This window comes from Mesorhizobium sp. INR15, from assembly GCF_015500075.1.
Classification (GTDB): domain Bacteria; phylum Pseudomonadota; class Alphaproteobacteria; order Rhizobiales; family Rhizobiaceae; genus Mesorhizobium.
On record NZ_CP045496.1, the window covers coordinates 4920757 to 4938900 of the forward strand.

20 protein-coding genes are annotated in these 18144 nt (G+C 61.5%); 7 read left to right on the top strand and 13 right to left on the bottom strand.

The window, feature by feature from the left end; translation table 11 throughout:
- The first annotated feature begins 256 nt into the window (after nucleotides 1-256).
- The gene (locus GA829_RS24035) at nucleotides 257-1201 is read left to right on the top strand and encodes a carbohydrate kinase family protein (RefSeq protein WP_195175087.1); all 945 of its coding nucleotides are present in this window, start codon (nucleotides 257-259) and stop codon (nucleotides 1199-1201) included.
- A gap of 60 nt (nucleotides 1202-1261) precedes the next feature.
- A complete protein-coding gene (locus GA829_RS24040; RefSeq protein ID WP_195175088.1) occupies nucleotides 1262-2179 on the top strand; it encodes a pseudouridine-5'-phosphate glycosidase in 918 nt (305 codons plus the stop codon).
- A gap of 5 nt (nucleotides 2180-2184) precedes the next feature.
- Here the strand turns inward: GA829_RS24040 and GA829_RS24045 are convergent, their stop codons facing one another.
- Nucleotides 2185-2508 (bottom strand): TfoX/Sxy family protein, encoded by a 324-nt coding sequence (locus tag GA829_RS24045; RefSeq protein ID WP_195175089.1) that lies wholly within the window; start codon nucleotides 2506-2508, stop codon nucleotides 2185-2187.
- Nucleotides 2509-2600: 92 nt separating this feature from the next.
- Between GA829_RS24045 and GA829_RS24050 the strand changes: the two genes are divergently transcribed.
- Complete coding sequence (locus GA829_RS24050) at nucleotides 2601-3098, top strand: GFA family protein (RefSeq protein WP_195175090.1); 498 nt, start codon at nucleotides 2601-2603, stop codon at nucleotides 3096-3098.
- Nucleotides 3099-3114: 16 nt separating this feature from the next.
- Here the strand turns inward: GA829_RS24050 and sufA are convergent, their stop codons facing one another.
- The 8 genes from sufA to GA829_RS24090 form a co-directional block, all read right to left on the bottom strand.
- Nucleotides 3115-3495 carry a Fe-S cluster assembly scaffold SufA gene (gene sufA / locus GA829_RS24055; protein ID WP_195175091.1) on the bottom strand — a complete coding sequence of 127 codons (381 nt, stop codon included), beginning with the start codon at nucleotides 3493-3495 and terminating at the stop codon, nucleotides 3115-3117.
- Between the two features lie 112 nt (nucleotides 3496-3607).
- The gene (locus tag GA829_RS24060) at nucleotides 3608-4000 is read right to left on the bottom strand and encodes an SUF system Fe-S cluster assembly protein (protein WP_136618766.1); all 393 of its coding nucleotides are present in this window, start codon (nucleotides 3998-4000) and stop codon (nucleotides 3608-3610) included.
- Between the two features lie 5 nt (nucleotides 4001-4005).
- Nucleotides 4006-5250 carry a cysteine desulfurase gene (locus GA829_RS24065; protein WP_195175092.1) on the bottom strand — a complete coding sequence of 415 codons (1245 nt, stop codon included), beginning with the start codon at nucleotides 5248-5250 and terminating at the stop codon, nucleotides 4006-4008.
- Nucleotides 5251-5254: 4 nt separating this feature from the next.
- Complete coding sequence (gene sufD / locus GA829_RS24070) at nucleotides 5255-6523, bottom strand: Fe-S cluster assembly protein SufD (RefSeq protein WP_195175093.1); 1269 nt, start codon at nucleotides 6521-6523, stop codon at nucleotides 5255-5257.
- Nucleotides 6524-6542: 19 nt separating this feature from the next.
- Nucleotides 6543-7298: a Fe-S cluster assembly ATPase SufC gene (sufC, locus tag GA829_RS24075; RefSeq protein ID WP_027037001.1), complete on the bottom strand. Its 756-nt coding sequence runs from the start codon at nucleotides 7296-7298 to the stop codon at nucleotides 6543-6545.
- The gene (locus GA829_RS24080) at nucleotides 7291-7578 is read right to left on the bottom strand and encodes a hypothetical protein (protein WP_195175094.1); all 288 of its coding nucleotides are present in this window, start codon (nucleotides 7576-7578) and stop codon (nucleotides 7291-7293) included. The genes sufC and GA829_RS24080 overlap by 8 nt, the downstream gene beginning before the upstream one ends.
- A 5-nt stretch (nucleotides 7579-7583) precedes the next feature.
- Nucleotides 7584-9101, bottom strand: a complete 1518-nt coding sequence (gene sufB, locus GA829_RS24085; RefSeq protein ID WP_195175095.1) for a Fe-S cluster assembly protein SufB — start codon at nucleotides 9099-9101, stop codon at nucleotides 7584-7586.
- 189 nt (nucleotides 9102-9290) lie between these two features.
- Complete coding sequence (locus GA829_RS24090) at nucleotides 9291-10469, bottom strand: cysteine desulfurase family protein (RefSeq protein ID WP_195175096.1); 1179 nt, start codon at nucleotides 10467-10469, stop codon at nucleotides 9291-9293.
- A gap of 238 nt (nucleotides 10470-10707) precedes the next feature.
- Between GA829_RS24090 and GA829_RS24095 the strand changes: the two genes are divergently transcribed.
- From GA829_RS24095 to GA829_RS24105, 3 genes are all read left to right on the top strand, one after another.
- The gene (locus GA829_RS24095; RefSeq protein WP_023669128.1) at nucleotides 10708-11382 is read left to right on the top strand and encodes an alpha/beta hydrolase; all 675 of its coding nucleotides are present in this window, start codon (nucleotides 10708-10710) and stop codon (nucleotides 11380-11382) included.
- Between the two features lie 22 nt (nucleotides 11383-11404).
- A complete protein-coding gene (locus tag GA829_RS24100) occupies nucleotides 11405-12055 on the top strand; it encodes an FMN-binding negative transcriptional regulator (RefSeq protein WP_195175097.1) in 651 nt (216 codons plus the stop codon).
- Nucleotides 12056-12370: 315 nt separating this feature from the next.
- Nucleotides 12371-12907 (top strand): dihydrofolate reductase family protein, encoded by a 537-nt coding sequence (locus tag GA829_RS24105; RefSeq protein WP_195175098.1) that lies wholly within the window; start codon nucleotides 12371-12373, stop codon nucleotides 12905-12907.
- A gap of 28 nt (nucleotides 12908-12935) precedes the next feature.
- Here the strand turns inward: GA829_RS24105 and GA829_RS24110 are convergent, their stop codons facing one another.
- The 4 genes from GA829_RS24110 to GA829_RS24125 all read right to left on the bottom strand — a co-directional run bounded on the left by GA829_RS24110 (nucleotide 12936) and on the right by GA829_RS24125 (nucleotide 16569).
- Complete coding sequence (locus tag GA829_RS24110; protein WP_258052359.1) at nucleotides 12936-13742, bottom strand: phosphatase PAP2 family protein; 807 nt, start codon at nucleotides 13740-13742, stop codon at nucleotides 12936-12938.
- A gap of 66 nt (nucleotides 13743-13808) precedes the next feature.
- Nucleotides 13809-15446 carry an ArnT family glycosyltransferase gene (locus GA829_RS24115; RefSeq protein ID WP_195175100.1) on the bottom strand — a complete coding sequence of 546 codons (1638 nt, stop codon included), beginning with the start codon at nucleotides 15444-15446 and terminating at the stop codon, nucleotides 13809-13811.
- Between the two features lie 45 nt (nucleotides 15447-15491).
- Entirely contained in the window at nucleotides 15492-15824 is a 333-nt protein-coding gene (locus GA829_RS24120) for a lipid-A-disaccharide synthase N-terminal domain-containing protein (RefSeq protein ID WP_195175101.1), read from the bottom strand.
- A complete protein-coding gene (locus GA829_RS24125; RefSeq protein ID WP_195175102.1) occupies nucleotides 15817-16569 on the bottom strand; it encodes a glycosyltransferase family 2 protein in 753 nt (250 codons plus the stop codon). Before GA829_RS24125 ends, GA829_RS24120 begins: the two co-directional genes overlap by 8 nt.
- Before the next feature lie 321 nt (nucleotides 16570-16890).
- Between GA829_RS24125 and tyrS the strand changes: the two genes are divergently transcribed.
- Nucleotides 16891-18144, top strand: coding sequence for a tyrosine--tRNA ligase (gene tyrS / locus GA829_RS24130; protein WP_195175103.1), 1254 nt, complete (start codon nucleotides 16891-16893; stop codon nucleotides 18142-18144).

Consider the following 18144-nt stretch of genomic DNA (forward strand, 5'->3'; position numbering starts at 1 on the left):
TGAAGGCCGGACAATCCGTAATCCCTGCCAATTTGTACCTTTTTTGTTCTCGTTTGGCAAGAGGGGTCAAATATCTGAAAAACAATCAATATCGGCGTTTGTTCTTTTTTCGTTTCATGAAACACGGCGTGAGCAGATTCGCTTACATGCCGCACAGGGTCCTCGTGCCCGCCAACCGAATCGCTTCCCCGGTTGCCGAGCCTCGCCACACAGCCTATCGCTTGTGCCGGGCAATTAACAAAGGCATATCGCCAGAATGGTGAAATCCCCTGACATCCTGGCGATAGGCGGTGCCCATATCGATCGGCGCGGCCAGGTTTCCGGCCCCTATGTGCCGGCCGCATCCAATCCCGGCACGATGCGCGAAGATGTCGGCGGCGGTGTCTTCAATGCGCTGCGGACCATCGCGCGGCGCGGTGTCTCGGCGTCGTTGCTGTCCGTGCGCGGCGGCGATGCCGCTGCCGATACGGTTTCGCGCGCCATCACCGAGGCACGTATTACCGATCTGTCGGTGGTGTTTCTCGACCGGACGACCCCCAGCTACACGGCGCTGATCGACCGTGACGGTGAACTGATCGTCGGGTTCGCCGACATGGCGCTGTACGACCTGGCTTTCCCCAAGCAGATGCGGCGCTCCAAGGTGCGCGAGGCTGTGCATTCGGCCGGAGCGGTGCTGTGCGATGCCAATCTGCCGGCTTCGGCGCTGGAGCGGCTGGCAACGCTCGCCAAGTGCAAGCCGATATTTGCCATCGCCATCTCACCGGCCAAGGTCGTGCGGCTGATCCCCATTCTGGGTGAGTTGGTGCTTGTCTTCATGAACCGGCGCGAGGCCATGGTGCTGGCCGGCGTCAACGAGAAAGCAACGGAACGGGAGATCGTCGACGGCTTGAGGTGCAGCGGCCTGAAAAGCGGCGTCGTGACGGCGGGCGATGGCCCCTTGCTCGGTTTTGACGAAGCCGGCGCCTTCACCATCCTGCCGCCGGCGCCAAGGAGGGTCGCCGATGTCACCGGCGCCGGCGACGCACTGGCCGGCGCGACCGTCGCGGCCTTGCTGCGTGGCGTACCATTGCGCGCCGCGCTGCGGGAAGGTGTGGGTGCGGCGACACTAGCCATCGAGAGTGCCGATGCAGTTCCCGACTTTTCGGCGGCTACCTTCACCGAGGCGCTGGCCCTTGTGCCGCACGCTGATGAAATGCCATGACACCGGCAAAATGACTTGGTGTTGTTTCCCTGACGGGAATGCACCGGACGGAGAAACCCCATGACACCAGAAACCGCTCGCCCCTTCATCGACATCCATACGCCCGTAGCTGCGGCGCTGGCCGCCGGGCGGCCAGTGGTAGCACTGGAAAGCACGATCATCACCCACGGCATGCCCTACCCCGACAATGGCGCCATGGCGGCCAATGTCGAGAAGATCATCGCCGATGGGGGCGCCGTGCCGGCGACGATCGCCGTGGTTGGCGGCCGCATCAAGATCGGCCTCTCCGACGGCGAGCGCGAGTCGCTGGCCATGACGGGCGATGCGATGAAGCTGTCGCGCGCCGATCTGGGCTTCGCGGTCGCGCACGGCCGTACCGGCGGCACCACGGTTGCCGCCACGATGATCGCCGCGCATATGGTTGGCATCAAGGTGTTCGCCACGGGCGGCATCGGCGGCGTGCACAAGGGTGCCGAAAAAAGTTTTGATATTTCGGCGGATCTTGATGAGTTGGCGCGTACACCGGTCATCGTCGTGTCGGCCGGCGCCAAGGCCATCCTCGACATCGAGAAAACGCTGGAAGTGCTGGAGACGCGCGGTGTGCCGGTGGTTGGCCATGGCTGCGAGACGATGCCGGCCTTCTGGTCGCGGCACTCGCAGTTCCGCGCCCCGTTGACCTTGCACACGCCTGAAGAGATCGCGCATTTCTACAAGACCCGGCAGGCACTCGGCCTCGGCGGTGGCGTGCTGATCGCCAACCCGGTGCCGGAAAACCATGAGATCCCGGCTGGAGAGATGGCGGGCTACATCGAAGCGGCGCAGAAGGCCGCCGAGGCGCTCAACGTGACCGGCAAGGCGGTGACGCCGTTCCTCTTGGGGAAAATTCTCGAACTGACCGGCGGCAGGAGCCTGAAGACGAACATCGCGCTGGTCGAAAACAACGCGCGGCTGGCGGCACGGATCGCAAAGGCTTTGTAGGCACCCTATTTGCCGGCTCGCCGCCCAGCCTCATAGGCGCGGCGCGCCCAGACCTCCATTTCGTCGGGATCGTCGAACGCGGCGTCGGGAATGCTCCAGTAAGGCATTGAGACAAGCTTGCCATGCCGTGAGCCGGTATAGGTCCATTGTTTGCAGCCGGCGGCCTCGAAATCAGGCGCGCTTTGTTCATCCGCCTTCAGCATCAACTCGCCGCGCAGCACGATAGCGACGATGACGCCATCACAGTAAATGCCCTTGCCGCCAAACAGCTTGCGGATGCTGACCGGCCCAAGGCTCTGGAAGAGTTCTTCTATGCGCTCATTGTCCATGCCGCGACCATGCCACCGCGATGCCGCCTTGTCATCGCCGCAACCAAAATCATGCTGACAGGTTGAAAGAGGATCGATCGGAGTTTCCCGCCATGGCCGTCCTGCTCAAGGGTTCCTGCCGCTGCAATGCCGTCCGTTTCGAAGTGGAGAGCCACACGCCGGTGCCGTTCATGCTGTGCTACTGCTCGATCTGCCGCAAGCAGCAGGGCGGCGGCGGCTTCGCCATCAATCTCGGTGCCGACAACGAGACATTGAACATAAGGGGCAAGAGAAGCCTTGGGGTCTACCGGGCCAAGATCGAGGATGACGAGCATCCGCATTGCGAGATCTCGTCGGGCGAGCGGAATTTCTGCCGGAAATGCGGTTCGGCGCTCTGGCTTTACGACCCGACATGGCCGGATCTGGTGCATCCCTTCGCCTCGGCGATCGACAGCGATCTGCCAACCCCTCCGGAACGCGTGCACCTCATGCTGAAATACAAGGCGAACTGGGTGGAACCCGAGATTCGCAAGGGCGACAAAGCCTTCGAGGTCTACCCGGAAGAATCAATCGCCGATTGGCACAAACGAACCGGGATGTGGGTCGACTAAAGCGCGCCGTTCTTGCTCAGGCGGAGGCGCGTGCCTCGGCCAGCGCCTTCAGATCCGCCGGCTTCAGCTCAACCGATTCGCCGCAGCCGCAAGCCGAGCTCTGGTTCGGGTTGTGGAAGGTGAAGCCTGTGCGCAGCGTCGTCTGCTCGAAATCCATCTCGGTGCCGAACAGGAACAGAGCGGCCTCCGGGGCGACATAGACATGGGCGCCATCGCGCTCGATGTGATCGTCCTTGAGATTGGGCTCGGTCACAAGGTCGACCGTGTATTCCATGCCGGCGCAGCCGCCCTTCTTGATGCCGAGGCGAATGCCATGCGCGCTGTCACGCGTGGCAACGATCTCGCGCACCCGGTCAGCGGCCTTTTCGGTCATCGTGATGACGGCAAAGCGTCCCATGTCATTCTCCACTTTCGCGCGGGTTCAAGGCCCGTGGAATGAGTCTTCACCTAAAATGGTGAAGTTTTCTGTCAGGTGCAAGTGTGCCAACCCGCACTCTCGCGGCCCGAAGCTAGTACCAGCCAACCGCGACCTGCGCCTCTTCCGACATGCGGTCGGCGGACCAGGGCGGATCGAAAGTCATGTTGACCTCGACACCGGAGACGCCTTCGACGGCGCCGACGGCATTCTCGACCCAGCCGGGCATTTCGCCGGCAACCGGGCAACCAGGCGCGGTCAGCGTCATGTCGATCTTGACCGAGCGGTCGTCCTCGATGTCGATCTTGTAGATCAGGCCGAGCTCATAGATATCGGCCGGAATTTCCGGGTCGTAGACGGTCTTCAACGCCGAGACGATATCGTCGGTCAGCCGCGCCAGTTCATCGGCGGGAATTGCTGACCCCGACACCAGCGCATTGGGCGCGGTTTCCGGCGTGGTCTCGGCAGCGATACTCACATCATCCATGATCGTCACCCAAAAAACTTGCGCGCTTTTTCCAGCGCCTCGGCCAAGGCATCAACTTCGGCCCTGGTATTATACATGCCGAACGATGCCCTGCATGTGGATGTTACGCCAAAGCGTTTCAACAGCGGCTGGGCGCAATGCGTGCCGGCCCGCACGGCAACGCCTTGCCTGTCTATCACCATCGAGACGTCATGGGCATGGATGCCATGAAGTTCGAAGGAGATGATCGCGCCCTTGCCTGGGGCATCGCCAAAAATGCGCAGCGAGTTGATCTTGCGCAACCGCTCGTGGGCGTAGTCCTTCAGATCGGCCTCATGCGCCGCGATGCGCTCGCGGCCGATCTTTTCCATGTAGTCGAGTGCGGCACCCAGCCCGATCGCCTGGACGATCGGCGGCGTGCCGGCCTCGAAGCGGTGCGGCGGGTCGTTGTAAGTGACGATGTCTTCCGTCACCTCCTCGATCATCTCTCCGCCACCCATGAACGGGCGCATGCCTTCCAGAATGTTCTTCTTGCCGTAGAGCACGCCGATGCCCGAGGGTCCGTAGACCTTGTGGCCGGTGAAGACGAAGAAGTCGCAGTCGAGATCCTGCACATCGATCGGCATATGCACGGCGCTCTGGCTGCCATCGACAAGAACTGGAATGCCGCGCGCATGCGCGATGCGCACGATCTCCTTGATCGGCGTCACCGTGCCCAGCGCATTCGACATCTGGGTGATGGCGACGAGCTTGGTGCGGTCGGTCAGGCTCTTTTCGAAATCCTCGATGTGGAAAGCGCCGAGATCGTCGACAGGCACCCATACCAGCCTGGCGCCTTGCCGCTCGCGGATGAAATGCCACGGCACGATGTTGGAGTGATGCTCCATGATCGACAGCACGATCTCGTCGCCCTCGCCGATGTTGGGCATGCCATAGCCGTAGGCAACGGTGTTGATGGCCGCGGTCGTGTTCGAGGTGAAGATGATGTTGTCGGTGCTTGGCGCGTTGAGGAAACGGCGCACCGTCTCGCGGGCCTTTTCATAGGCGTCGGTCGCCGCGTTTGACAGGAAATGCAGGCCGCGATGGACGTTGGCGTATTCCTGGCTGTAGGCGTGCTGGATGGCGTCGAGAACCGCCTGGGGCTTCTGCGCCGAGGCCCCGTTGTCGAGATAGACCAGTGGCTTGCCGTAGACTTCCCGCGACAGGATCGGGAAATCGCGGCGGATTGCCTCAACGTCGTAAAAATCGCCGATCTTGCCCGGTGCGTTCATCAGATCACCCGTGTGCCACGAACCAGTCGTCGAGCCGTGCTTCCAGCGCCTCGACAATCGCCTCGTCGTCCAGTTCCTCGATCACCTCGGCGACGAACGCCTTGACCAGAAGGCCGCGCGCGCTCTTCTCGTCGACGCCGCGCGCCATCAGATAAAACAGATGGTCGTGGTCGATCTCTGTGACCGTCGCGCCATGGCCGCAGATGACATCGTCGGCGAAGATTTCGAGTTCCGGCTTGGTCGAGAACTCGCCATCGTCGGACAGAAGCAGCGTGTTGCAGGCCATCTTGGCGTTGGTCTTCTGGGCATATTGATGGACGTTGATGCGGCCCTGGAAAACGCCACGCGCCTTGCCGGTGACGACGTTGCGGATGATCTCCGTCGAGGTCGTATGCGGCACGGCGTGGTCGAGCACCATGGTCACGTCGGCATGGCTGTCGCCAGCCAGCAGGTTGATGCCGCGCAGCTTGAAGTCGGCGCCTTCGCCCGTAGTCTTCACCACGATCTCCTGGCGCACCAGCTTGCCGCCCGCGTTCATGAAGAACACCGTCAGTTTCGCGTTTTTGCCAATATGGGCTTTAAACTGCGCAAGATGCGTTGCCGTTTCGGGCTGCTCCTGGATGATCAGCCACGTCACGTCGGCACCCTCGCCCAGCACAAGCTGGCTGACCGAACTCACCAGCGCGGCACCTTCGCCGGTCTGGCGTTCGACGATGGTTGCCTTGACACCAGCGCCGGCACGGACGGCCAGGCGCACATGGGTCTGGCCGCCGGCCTGCAGGTTCTGCAATTCGACCGGCTTTTCCAATTCGGCGCCATCGGCGATGTCGACGAAATAGCCGTCGGCAACGAAGGCCGTGTTCAACGCGCCAATGGCGTCGTCGCTGCCATAGGGATCGAGCCCTGGTGCGATGCTGCCGTCGGTGAGCTTTTCCGACAGACGCTGAACGGTCACGCCGTCCTGGGCCTGCACCTTGGCGCTCGATACGCCGTTCAGCACCGGCAAGACGTCAGAGCCTTCAACGATCGGCGCGATGGCTTTGGCCGTGGCGGCGGAATCGAAATCCGGCACCGAATTCAACAACCGGCGCAGGTCGGTGTAGTGCCAGGATTCGACGCGGCGTGTCGGCAGGCCGTGCTTGATCGTTTCGATGGCGTCGTCGCGCTTCAGCATCACCGCGCCGTCGCCCGGCAGCAGCGACAGCCGCTCGCCGAACGCGTCAATAAGCGCCGTTTCGGCCTGCGTGCGCTGGGGTGTCGGGTGCATGTTCATCAGCTTGGCCCCTGGCATCTCAAGCGGCTTCGCCGATCACGCCGGCATAGCCATTGGCTTCCAGATCAAGCGCCAGCGACTTGTCGCCGGACTTGATGACCTGGCCCTTGTAGAGCACGTGTACGGTATCGGGCACGATGTGTTCGAGCAGCCGCTGGTAGTGGGTGATGACCAGGAACGCACGGTCCGGCGCACGCAAAGCGTTGACGCCGTCGGAGACGATTTTCAGCGCATCGATGTCGAGGCCGGAATCGGTCTCGTCGAGCACGCAAAGCTTCGGCTCCAGCAACTTCATCTGCAGTATCTCAGCGCGCTTCTTCTCGCCGCCAGAGAAGCCGACATTGAGCGGCCGCTTCAACATCGCCATGTCCATGCTGAGCGAGGCGGCGGCTTCCTTCACCCGCTTCAGGAATTCCGGGATCTTCAACGGCTCTTCGCCACGCGCCTTGCGCTGCTCGTTCATCGCCACTTTCAGAAATTCCATCGTGGCAACGCCCGGTATCTCCATCGGATACTGGAAGGCCAGGAAGATGCCTGACGTGGCGCGCTCGGCCGGATCCATTTCAAGGATCGACTGGCCGTTGTAGAGGATGTCGCCTTCGGTGACCTCGTAATCCTCGCGGCCGGCGAGAATGTAGGACAGCGTCGACTTGCCCGAGCCATTCGGACCCATGATGGCGGCGACCTCGCCGGCTTTCACCGTCAGGTTCAAGCCACGGATGATTTCGGTGCCGTCATCGACGATGCGGGCATGCAGGTTCTTGATCTCAAGCATTGTTCTTTTCTCTGAAATAGTCGTCGTAAGTGATGGTGTAATCGGTGTGCTGACGCTGCAGGGCCTTGAGCCACCAGAAGGACAGGCCAAAGCAAATGGCGAAGCAAGCGACGCCGACATAAAGGTTGACGAAGGCCATCAGCAGGATGCCGGCAAAAGCCGAGAGAACCGTCGCTCCGGCATATTTCGCCATGGCGATGTTGCCCTCGCGGCGGACAGCCCAAAGCCTGCGCCAGCGCAAGGCAAACCAGATGTCTTCCCTGGGCAGCCCCGTCGCCATGGTCACTAGCCTACCGAGCCTTCCAGCGAGATGCCGATCAGCTTCTGGGCTTCGACCGCGAACTCCATCGGCAATTGCTGGATGACATCCTTGACGAAGCCGTTGACGATCAGTGCGATTGCCTCTTCTTCCGGGATGCCGCGCTGCATGACGTAGAACTTCTGGTCCTCTGATATTTTCGACGTCGTCGCCTCGTGCTCGAACTGCGCCGTCGAGTTCTTGGCTTCCATGTAGGGCACGGTGTGCGCACCGCACTGGTCGCCGATCAGCAGCGAGTCGCAATTGGTGAAGTTGCGGGCATTGGTCGCCTTGCGATGCGCCGAGACCTGGCCGCGATAGGTGTTCTGCGAGAAGCCGGCGGCAATGCCTTTGGAGATGATGCGGCTCGACGTGTTCTTGCCGAGATGGATCATCTTGGTGCCGCTATCGACCTGCTGATAACCGTTCGAGACCGCGATCGAATAGAATTCGCCCGAGGAATCGTCGCCGCGCAGGATACAGCTTGGGTACTTCCAGGTGATGGCCGAACCGGTCTCGACCTGGGTCCACGAGATTTTCGAACGATGGCCACGGCAGTCGCCACGCTTGGTGACGAAATTGTAGATGCCGCCCTTGCCTTCGGCGTCGCCGGGGTACCAGTTCTGCACCGTCGAATACTTGATCTCGGCATCGTCGAGCGCCACCAGTTCGACGACCGCGGCATGAAGCTGGTTCTCGTCGCGCTGCGGCGCCGTGCAACCTTCGAGATAGGAGACGTAAGCTCCCTCCTCGGCGATGATCAGCGTGCGTTCGAACTGGCCGGTGTTCTTCTCGTTCATGCGGAAATAGGTCGACAGTTCCATCGGGCAGCGGACACCCTTGGGCACGAAGACGAACGAGCCATCGGTGAAGACAGCCGAATTCAGCGTGGCGTAGTAATTGTCCGAGGTCGGCACGACCGAACCGAGATATTTCTGGACCAGCTCCGGATGCTCGCGAATGGCTTCCGAGATCGAACAGAAGATGACGCCGGCCTGCGCCAGTTCTTTCTTGAAAGTGGTGACGACAGAGACGGAATCGAACACAGCATCAACGGCGACGCGACCCGACTTGTAGACGTTATCGCTGGGTTCCTCGAGTTCCGACACATCGGTCTTCTGCACGCCGGCGAGGATTTCCTGCTCGCGCAGCGGAATGCCGAGCTTCTCATAGACCTTCAGCAGTTCGGGATCGACGTCGCTCAGCGAGGTCGGGCCGGGCGTGCTCTTCGGCGCCGCGTAGAAGTAAATGTCCTGGAAATCGATCTTCGGATAATGAACGCGCGCCCAGGTCGGCTCTTCCAGCGTCAGCCAGCGTCGATACGCCTCCAGACGCCATTCGAGCATCCATGAGGGTTCGTCCTTCTTGGCCGAAATGAAACGGATGATGTCTTCGCTCAGGCCCTTGGGGGCCTTGTCGACAGCGATTTCGGTTTCGAATCCGTATTTGTATTGGTCGACGTCGATCTTTCGGACCCGATCGATCGTGTCCTGCACAGCAGGCATAAGCGTTCTCCATCCACGCCGGGGTCAAGGCCCGACAGTTTTCAAACTATGGCACCGCCAAAAAACGAACGCCAAACAGGCACTCGCGGCAGCGTAAGTTTCATATAGTGCGTTCCGACCGGAAATTCACCCGGCCAGCATGAAACGCACGGCTCTACCAGGCCGTCAGGCCCGAATATGTTCGGCCACTCACGCGGCCCTTTCTTCCTCTGCCTTCGCCTTGCCAAGCTGGCGTGCGGTGATGCTTGCCAGTGCGGCGCGGAAAAGTTCAACGTCTTCGGCGCCGGTCGCTGCACCAATCGACACGCGAAGCGCTCCAAGGCTGTCACCGTACCCCATGGCTTTCAGCACATGGCTCGGCCCGACCTTGCCCGACGAACAGGCCGACCCCGCCGACAGTGCGATACCGGCGAGATCGAAGGCAATCTGCGCGGTTTCGGCTTTGATGCCCGCAATAGCGAAGAATGACGTGTTGGCAAGCCTTGGCGCGCCGGTTCCGAAGATTTCCGCATCAGGCGCCAGCGTTTTCACGGTGGCTTCGATCTCATCGCGGCGATTGCGCACCGCATCGATCGCCTGCAATCCGATCAAGGCGTCCCTTACGGCCGCGCCAAAACCGGCAATGGCGGGCAGGTTTTCGGTGCCGCCGCGATGGCCTTTTTCCTGACCGCCGCCATTGATCAGCGGCTTCGGCATCATCAGGTCCGACGCGACAATGATCGCGCCGACGCCCTTGGGGCCGCCAATCTTGTGCGAAGACAGAATCAAATAGTCGGCGTAACCCGCTGACATGTCTATCGAAATACGCCCCGCCGCCTGAACGGCGTCGACAACGAGGATACCGCCAGCCGCCTTGACGATCTCGGCGATCCGATCGATCGGCTGGATGACGCCGGTTTCATTGTTGGCGGCATGGATTGCTACCAATGGCAGGCCTTGCGCCTTGTCGTGACCGCCAAGAGCGGCGGCCAGGGCGTCCAGATCGGCGACGCCGTTGGCGTCGACGCCGATCCGCGTCACCTGCGCCGCCGGGAAACGCCCGCCATTCAACAGGCAGGGATGATCGGCCTCGGACACATAGAGCCGGCTCATGCGCACCGTGCCACGCCCCATCCGCCAATCTGGCGTCAGCAGTGTCGAGGCGGCTTCAGTTGCGCCGGAGGTGAACACGACATGCGCGGCCTTGGCGTTGACCAATGCCGCCACATCGCGCCTCGCGGTCTCGATCAGGCGCCGCGCGGCGCGTCCTTCGGCATGGACCGACGACGGGTTGGCCGCGACATCAAGCGCCACGACCATAGCCTCGCGCGCCGCGGCAAGCAGCGGCGCACTGGCATTATAGTCGAGATAGGCGCGCATTCCGGCCATTTTCGTCCTGTTGATGCCGTTCAAAGCCATTCCGCGGACGTATCGCGTTATTTCCTTGAAATTCCAAGGCGAGCCGTCCTATTTACCCGGCTTGCGGCGCGGGTGGCCGGGCTCGACGTTCGGCCGCTCAGTTTTGAACCATTCTAAACTAGCTTCTAAGAAGACGCTCGCCCTGCGTCAAGGCCAGAGGAAGTCAAGTTCCGGGCGCCGCGCATTCGTATACTAAGTGGAGTATTTCATGCCTGAGGTCATTTTCACCGGTCCGGCCGGCCGCCTTGAAGGACGCTACCAGCCTTCCAAGGAAAAGAGCGCGCCGATTGCCATCGTGCTGCACCCGCATCCGCAGTTCGGCGGCACGATGAACAACAAGATCGTCTACGACCTCTTCTATATGTTCCAGAAGCGGGATTTCACCACGCTTCGCTTCAATTTTCGCGGCATTGGCCGCAGCCAGGGCGAATTCGACCACGGCACCGGCGAGTTGTCGGATGCCGCTGCCGCTCTCGACTGGGTGCAGTCGCTGCATCCGGATTCCAAGAGCTGCTGGGTCGCCGGCTATTCCTTCGGCTCCTGGATCGGCATGCAGCTGTTGATGCGCCGGCCCGAAATCGAGGGCTTCATCTCGATCGCGCCGCAGCCCAACACGTATGATTTCTCGTTCCTGGCCCCCTGCCCGTCATCGGGCCTGATCATCCATGGCGACGCCGACAAGGTGGCCCCGCCGAAGGACGTGCAAGGGCTGGTCGACAAGCTGCACACGCAAAAGGGCATCACCATCACGCAGAAGACCTTGCCTGGCGCGAACCACTTCTTCGCCAACGACGCCGATCTCCTGCTCGAGGAATGCGCGGACTATCTCGACCGCCGGCTTGCCGGCGAATTGTCCGATCCGCGTCCGAAGCGGCTCCGTTAAGGCAGAAAGCAGGCGGGTAGCGATGTACGAGCCTCCTCATTTCCAGGAAACGCGGCAGGACGTTCTGCACGGGCTCATAAGATCGCATCCGCTTGGCCTGCTGATTTCCAACGGGCAGGATGGCCCCGTTGCCAATGCCATTCCGTTCCTGCTCGATGCTGGCGTCGGGCAAAACGGCAGGCTGCGCGCGCATCTCGCCAAGGCCAATCCGCAATGGCGGCTGCTGGCCGACAATCCGACATCACCGGCCCTGATCGTCTTCCAGGGCGCCGATGCCTATGTCACCCCATCCTGGTACGAGACCAAGCGCGAGACCGGCAAGGTGGTACCGACCTGGAACTACGCCATTGTCCAGGTGCGTGGCATGGTCAAGGTGATCGACGATCAGGCCTGGCTGGCGCAGCAGATCGCCGACCTGACCCGATCCCAGGAGGGTGTCCGCGAGACGCCCTGGGCGGTGACCGACGCACCCGCCCCCTTCATCCAGTCGCAGATCAAAGGCATTATCGGGCTGGAGATCGAGATCACCGAAATCCACGGCAAGTGGAAAGTCAGCCAGAACCGGCCGGTCGCTGATCGCGCCGGCGTTGCCGAGGGCCTCGAAAGCGAGGCGCCCAACTCGCCTGACATGGCGCGGCTGGTGCGGTCCTACGGCGGGCTGGACGGCAATTAGTTGGTGGCCAAAGATCAACATCTGGCACCACCTGGGAACCGCCTCTGAAGCAGAATTGCCAAGTCTGTTTCAGAGGGCCGCTTTCGACCACATCTCGGTCATTGGTGATGGGAACGCTCGATCCTGAAAGCAGCCATTCCCAAGTCATGCCGGTGCAGTCTGGCGCTCCAACAGGATCCGGAGCGTCCAAGTCTCATAGGGCACTATAAACTGGTTGCAAAATGGGGTTGGTTTTTACCATAAGCCGACTGGTACCATGGCCTCGGCGCAAATGAACGCGGTCGATCGACCGCGCCGGTCAATGGGAGCCACCGCATGGCCAGATTCTTCTTTGGAATGAACCAATCCCCGGATGGCTTTGTCGATCACGATCGATTCCCGTTCGCACCAAGCCGGATGCTGTTTCGCCAATTCATCGACCAGACGCGAAACCTGGCCGGGAGCCTATATGGCCGGCGCCTGTACGAATTGATGAGCTACTGGGACGACGATCAACCTGGTTGGGATGCAGAGAAGCGCGAGTTCGCATTGGCATGGCGCAACACACCAAAATGGGTGGTCTCGCGGACATTGGAAACGGTCGGGCCAAACGCAACGCTGCTCGGAGACGATACAGAAGGGGAAATCCGCCGGCTCAAGGCCGAGGTGGATGGCGAGATTGAAGTCGGCGGACCACATCTGGCGCGCGGCCTAACCGACCTGGGATTGATCGATGAGTATCGGATTTACCTGCACCCGGTCGTGCTCGGTCACGGCACGCCCTTTTTCGCTGGACATCGGCCGCCGCTACGTCTGACTGGCACTGATCGCTACGACGGCGACGTAATCAGGCTTACTTACGTCCCTGACTAGATCAGGAGCCAAGGCTCTGCTTCGGCCGCTAGCTGGTCTGGACCCGCTTGGCTTCACCGAACCATGTCAGCCGAAACGTGCCTTTTCGGAGCGGCAACCCCGATCGCACGATCCGGAAGATGAAGCCCAGCCGGGCAAAGACCAGTCCACAGGCCAGCGCGAAAGCGCAGCCCAACCCAAAGCCGGCGACCGTGTCACTGGGATAATGGGCGCCGACGAAAACCCGTGTCGAGGCGATGCACGCGGTGATCGTCAGGGCGATGTACCAGCGTTTTGGAAACAACAGCAGCGCCACCCCGAACACCGCGCCCATGGTCGTGGCATGGCCGGACGGGAAACCGGCAAAGCCCGCGTCAAACGCGAAGGGGTGCAAGGACAGAACCCCGAAATCATGGAAATAGGCCGGCCTGGCGCGGCCGATCGCATATTTCAGCACATTGACTGTCAGGCCCGACAGGCCAACGGCGCTCAGCACCAGAGATGCCAGGCAGGTCCAGTTGTAGACGAGCAGCAGCGATCGCCGTGAAAGGCTTCGCCAGTCCGTCAGGTTCGCGGCGACGAGCAACAGTGCCGACGGAATGAGATACCAGCCGCCGAGGCCGAACTGGGTGAGGAAGTCGGCCACGCGGACGAAACCCGGCGACCACTGGTCCCTAAGCATGCCCGCCGGTGTGTCGAGGCGTACAAAGGCCGCGCCGATCAGAAAAGCCCAGACAAGCGCCCATACCGGCCACAGGATACGCGGATAGGTGGCGGGACGATCCGCAAAGCGCTTCCGCGCGATCTGCATCGTATCGCGAAAATTGCTCAGGGATCGGCGCAGCACCGCAAACATCCCGACGGAAACAGATGGTCGCGATTTCACGAGCATTTGAAATTCGACCCTGTCATCGGCAAGCTGTCACTGAGCGATACGATAGAGGCCGAGAGACATCTTGTCTCCCGACGAATAGTTGAGCCCATCGATGACCGCAACACGGCTCGCCGATTTGCCTGCCAACAAGCCATTCAGCTTCTGCTCTTCGCCGACCGATACAAGCGCCATCGCGCAGGCGGGGTCGGCGAGCAGATGTTTTGCCGCGCCGTCCACATCGGTCAGCACCGTCTTGGTACCGACGAGGAATACCAGGCTCGGTTCGTGATAGCTAGCCGAAGCCAGCACCGTTGTGTCGCAAGGCCTGTTGGCGCGGACTGCCGCCTCGATCGCCGGGCTCAGCCAGATCGGCTTCAAGGAAGGCGCGATGACGCCAAACAGCAAACCATAGGCAATGCCGGCACAGGCCGCGATGGCGCCGATGCGATGGAGCGGCACCTGCAGTTCGCGCGAGAACGCGAGGTAGCCGGCGCCAAGTGCTGCCGCGGCCGCTGGAATGCTCCACCAAGAGAAGCTGCCGGTGAGGTAGATCGGCGCTCCGATACAGACCGCCGCGAGGCCAAGGCTGACGACGGCGAGGCCGAATGCTGTTGACCACCACAGCCAGTCTTGCCAGCGCCTGAGCGGTGTATTGGCGTCCTGCGGTGACAGGGTCAAAAGCCAACCGATCAGCAACGCCGCTCCGGGATAGGCCGGCAAGACATAGTGCGGCAGCTTGGTCGGGATCAGCTCGAACACAAACCAGAACGGAATGTACCAGGCGAGGCAGAAGCGCAGCCGAGCGTCGTCGCGCAGACGGTTGATGGCCTGTAGCCCGGCGCCAACCGCGATAAGGCCGAAAGGCCACATGAACAGGGAATAGGTCAGCATGTAGAAGCCAGGCGGCAGGCCGTGCGATTCCTCGCCCTGCGCGACCTTGCCCAGCATGTCCTTGCCGACGGCCTGCTGCAGAAAGGCGCCGCCGCTTTTCCAGCTGATGAGCGCGATCCAGGGCAACACGATCACGACCACCAGGGCCAGACCTCTGGCAGTCTTCAGTTTCGACAGCCAGCGCCAGTCGCGCTCGAAGGCGACCAGTGTGACGATGGTCAGCGCCGACAGCAGCGGCGCGATCGGACCCTTGATCAGGATCGCAGCACCTTGGGCGAACCAGAAAATCCAAGGCAAATGACCAGCGACCGGCTCCTTGCGGCGCGATGCCATATAGATTTGCGCCAGCGCCCCTTGCGCCCACACACAGCAGGCCAGCAACATGGCGTCGGTCTTGGCATCGCGGCCTTCGAAAGCGGTGGCGAAGATCGCCGCCATCATCAGGCCTGTGGCGACGCCGGCATTCGCCCCGAACAGATTGGCACCGGTCCAGGCGATGCCGACAACGGCGATGGCGATGGCGAGCGTTGAGACCAGGCGGTACACCCAGATCGGTGCGGCGGCCCCCTCGCCGCTCAGAGCCACGGCGGCGGATTGCAGCCAATAGATGCCGATCGGCTTCTGGTAGCGTGAAGCATCCTGGAAGCGAATGTCAACATAGTCGCCGGCCTCGGCCATCTGCTTGGTGGCCTGAACGAAGCGCGATTCGTCACGATCGATGGGCGGCAAGGCTGCCAGCCCCGACATCGTCATCAGCAGGCTGAACAGAAAGAGAAAGATATAATTCCTATTCATCGCCACGCATCAGTCCTCGGATTGCCAGCCACGACCGGATCGATCTCAGTCGACCTTGCTCATCGCGGCCTTGCGCTCATTGGCGATCAGCCAGAGATTCCTGACATAGATGAACATGCCCATGGCCTGGCCGGCGATAAACACCGGGTCCTGGCGCTGGATGGCATAGATCAGCAGCAGGCCGCCACCGAACAGGGAAAAGAACCAGAAGGCGACTGGCACAACGCTGCGCTTGGCCTTTTCCGAGGCGAGCCATTGCACCACGAAGCGCATGGTGAAGAAGAACTGGGCAACGAAGCCGAGCAGGATCCACGCATCGAACTGCTTGATGAAAACCTGGTGAAGCCAGGCCCCCAGTTCCTGAAGCACGTTAAACATGCTTGATTTCCTCTACTTTTGGCATTCTGCGGCGCCTGCGGCGCAGCCACCAGACCCCGCCCAGATCGAGCGCGCCTTGTAAGCCGCGATCGAAAATCCCGTAGTTCGATTTGCCATGCCGACGCGAGCGGTCAACGACGTCGCAATGCACGACCCGGTAGCCTTCCTGGATGACCAGCGCAGGGACAAAGCGATGCGTGCCATCGAAGAACGGCAGTTTTCGCAGGATGTCGGTATGGATCGCCTTCAGGCCACAGCCCGTGTCGCGTGTCTCGTCATGCAGAATGGCGTTTCTCAGCCAGTTGGCGAAACGCGACGCCCGCTGTTTGACCTTGCTGTCGCGGCGCTTGAGGCGCTGACCTTGCGCGGCACCAAAATCGGGCCCAGCCTGCCGCAGCGCGTCGATCAGCACCGGAATATATTGCGGGTCGTTCTGGCCGTCGCCATCGATGGTGGCGACGATGCCACCGCGCGCTGCCCAGGCGCCGGAGCGCACGGAGAGGCTCTGGCCAGCGGATTTCAGATGGCGCAGTTCGCGCACCGGAAAGGGGCGAAGGGCGGCCTGCTCGCGAAGCACAGAGGCAGTCTCGTCGGTCGAGCCGTCATTGACGATGATCAGTTCGAAGTCTCGGCCGGCCATGGCGACTTCGATTTCATCGATCAGCAGCGGCAGATTTGCCGCCTCGTTCCGGCAAGGAATGACAATGGATATCAAGGCGTCAGGCTCTGTCGTCGGATATGGCATTCTTGTCTTGATGCATGTCGTCGTCCCAAAACCGGTGCCCACTTTCGGGCGACATGCATGCAGATGCCGTGCGGTGCCGTCTCAACGGGTTCAAGATTACAAGGACCCCATGGCGCGGCGCCTCATTACGCCAGCCGAAACAATGACGCAAGCATTCGTGCCGGAAGTCGGCTTGTAACGTTTCAGTGATTGATGCCTCCTCCGGGGCGCGATCCAACGCAGAACCGGATTCCACTTTTGCTGATCGCGCATGGATGCTAAACGCCCGCGTTCATGCATGCCACGCCCCGGCCACCGGCCGACGCTTTCGGGAAAGAAACAATGTCCGCCTTCAAATCCGATTTCCTGCGTACGATGAGCGAGCGCGGTTTCATCCATCAGACCTCGGATGATGCCGGCCTCGACCAGGCCTTCGCCAAGGAGACGGTCACCGCCTATATCGGCTTCGACGCCACCGCCAAAAGCCTGCATGCCGGATCTCTGATCCAGATCATGATGCTGCACTGGCTGCAGCAGACCGGCCACAGGCCAATCGCGCTCATGGGCGGGGGCACCTCGATGATCGGCGACCCGTCGTTCAAGGACGAGGCGCGCAAGCTTTTGACGCCGCAGGACATCGAGGACAATCTCGTCGGCATCCGCCGCAATTTCGTACCTTACCTCAAGTTCGGCGGCGGCCTGAACGACGCGATCATGGTCAACAACGCCGACTGGCTGATGGAAATCAACTACGTCAATTTCCTGCGCGATGTCGGCCGGCATTTTTCCGTCAACCGCATGCTGGCCTTCGATTCGGTCAAGCTGCGGCTCGACCGCGAGCAGTCGCTGTCGTTCCTCGAATTCAACTACATGATCCTGCAGGCCTATGATTTCGTCGAGCTTTACAAGCGCCTGGGCTGCCGCTTGCAGATGGGCGGTTCCGACCAGTGGGGCAACATCATCAACGGCATCGATCTTGGCCGTCGCATGGAGGACGCACAGCTTTACGCACTGACCACGCCGCTGCTCACCACGTCTTCCGGCGCCAAGATGGGCAAGTCGGCCTCGGGCGCGGTCTGGCTCGATCCCGAAATGCTGAGCCCCTACGAATTCTGGCAATACTGGCGCAACACCGAGGATGCCGATGTCCCCCGCTTCCTGAAACTCTACACGACGTTGCCGATGAGCGAAGTCGCGCGCCTGGAAAAGCTTGGCGGCTCCGAGATCAACGACGCCAAGAAGATCCTCGCCACTGAAATCACCGCTCTGCTGCATGGCCGCCAGGCTGCTGACAGCGCCAGCGAAACCGCGCGCAAGACTTTCGAGGAAGGCGGGCTCGCCGAGACGCTGCCGACAGTCGAGATCGACAAGGCGGCGCTCGAAGCCGGCGTCGGCATCCTGTCACTCTTTGTCACCGCTGGACTTGCGGCATCCAACGGCGAGGCGCGGCGGCACATCCAGGGCGGTGCGGTGCGCCTCAATGACCAGCCGGTTTCCGATGACCGCCGAGTGGTGAACGCTCAGGATTTGAGTCCGGAAAATGTCGTAAAGCTGTCGCTGGGCAGGAAGAAACACATTCTGGTGCGGCCGGTTTAG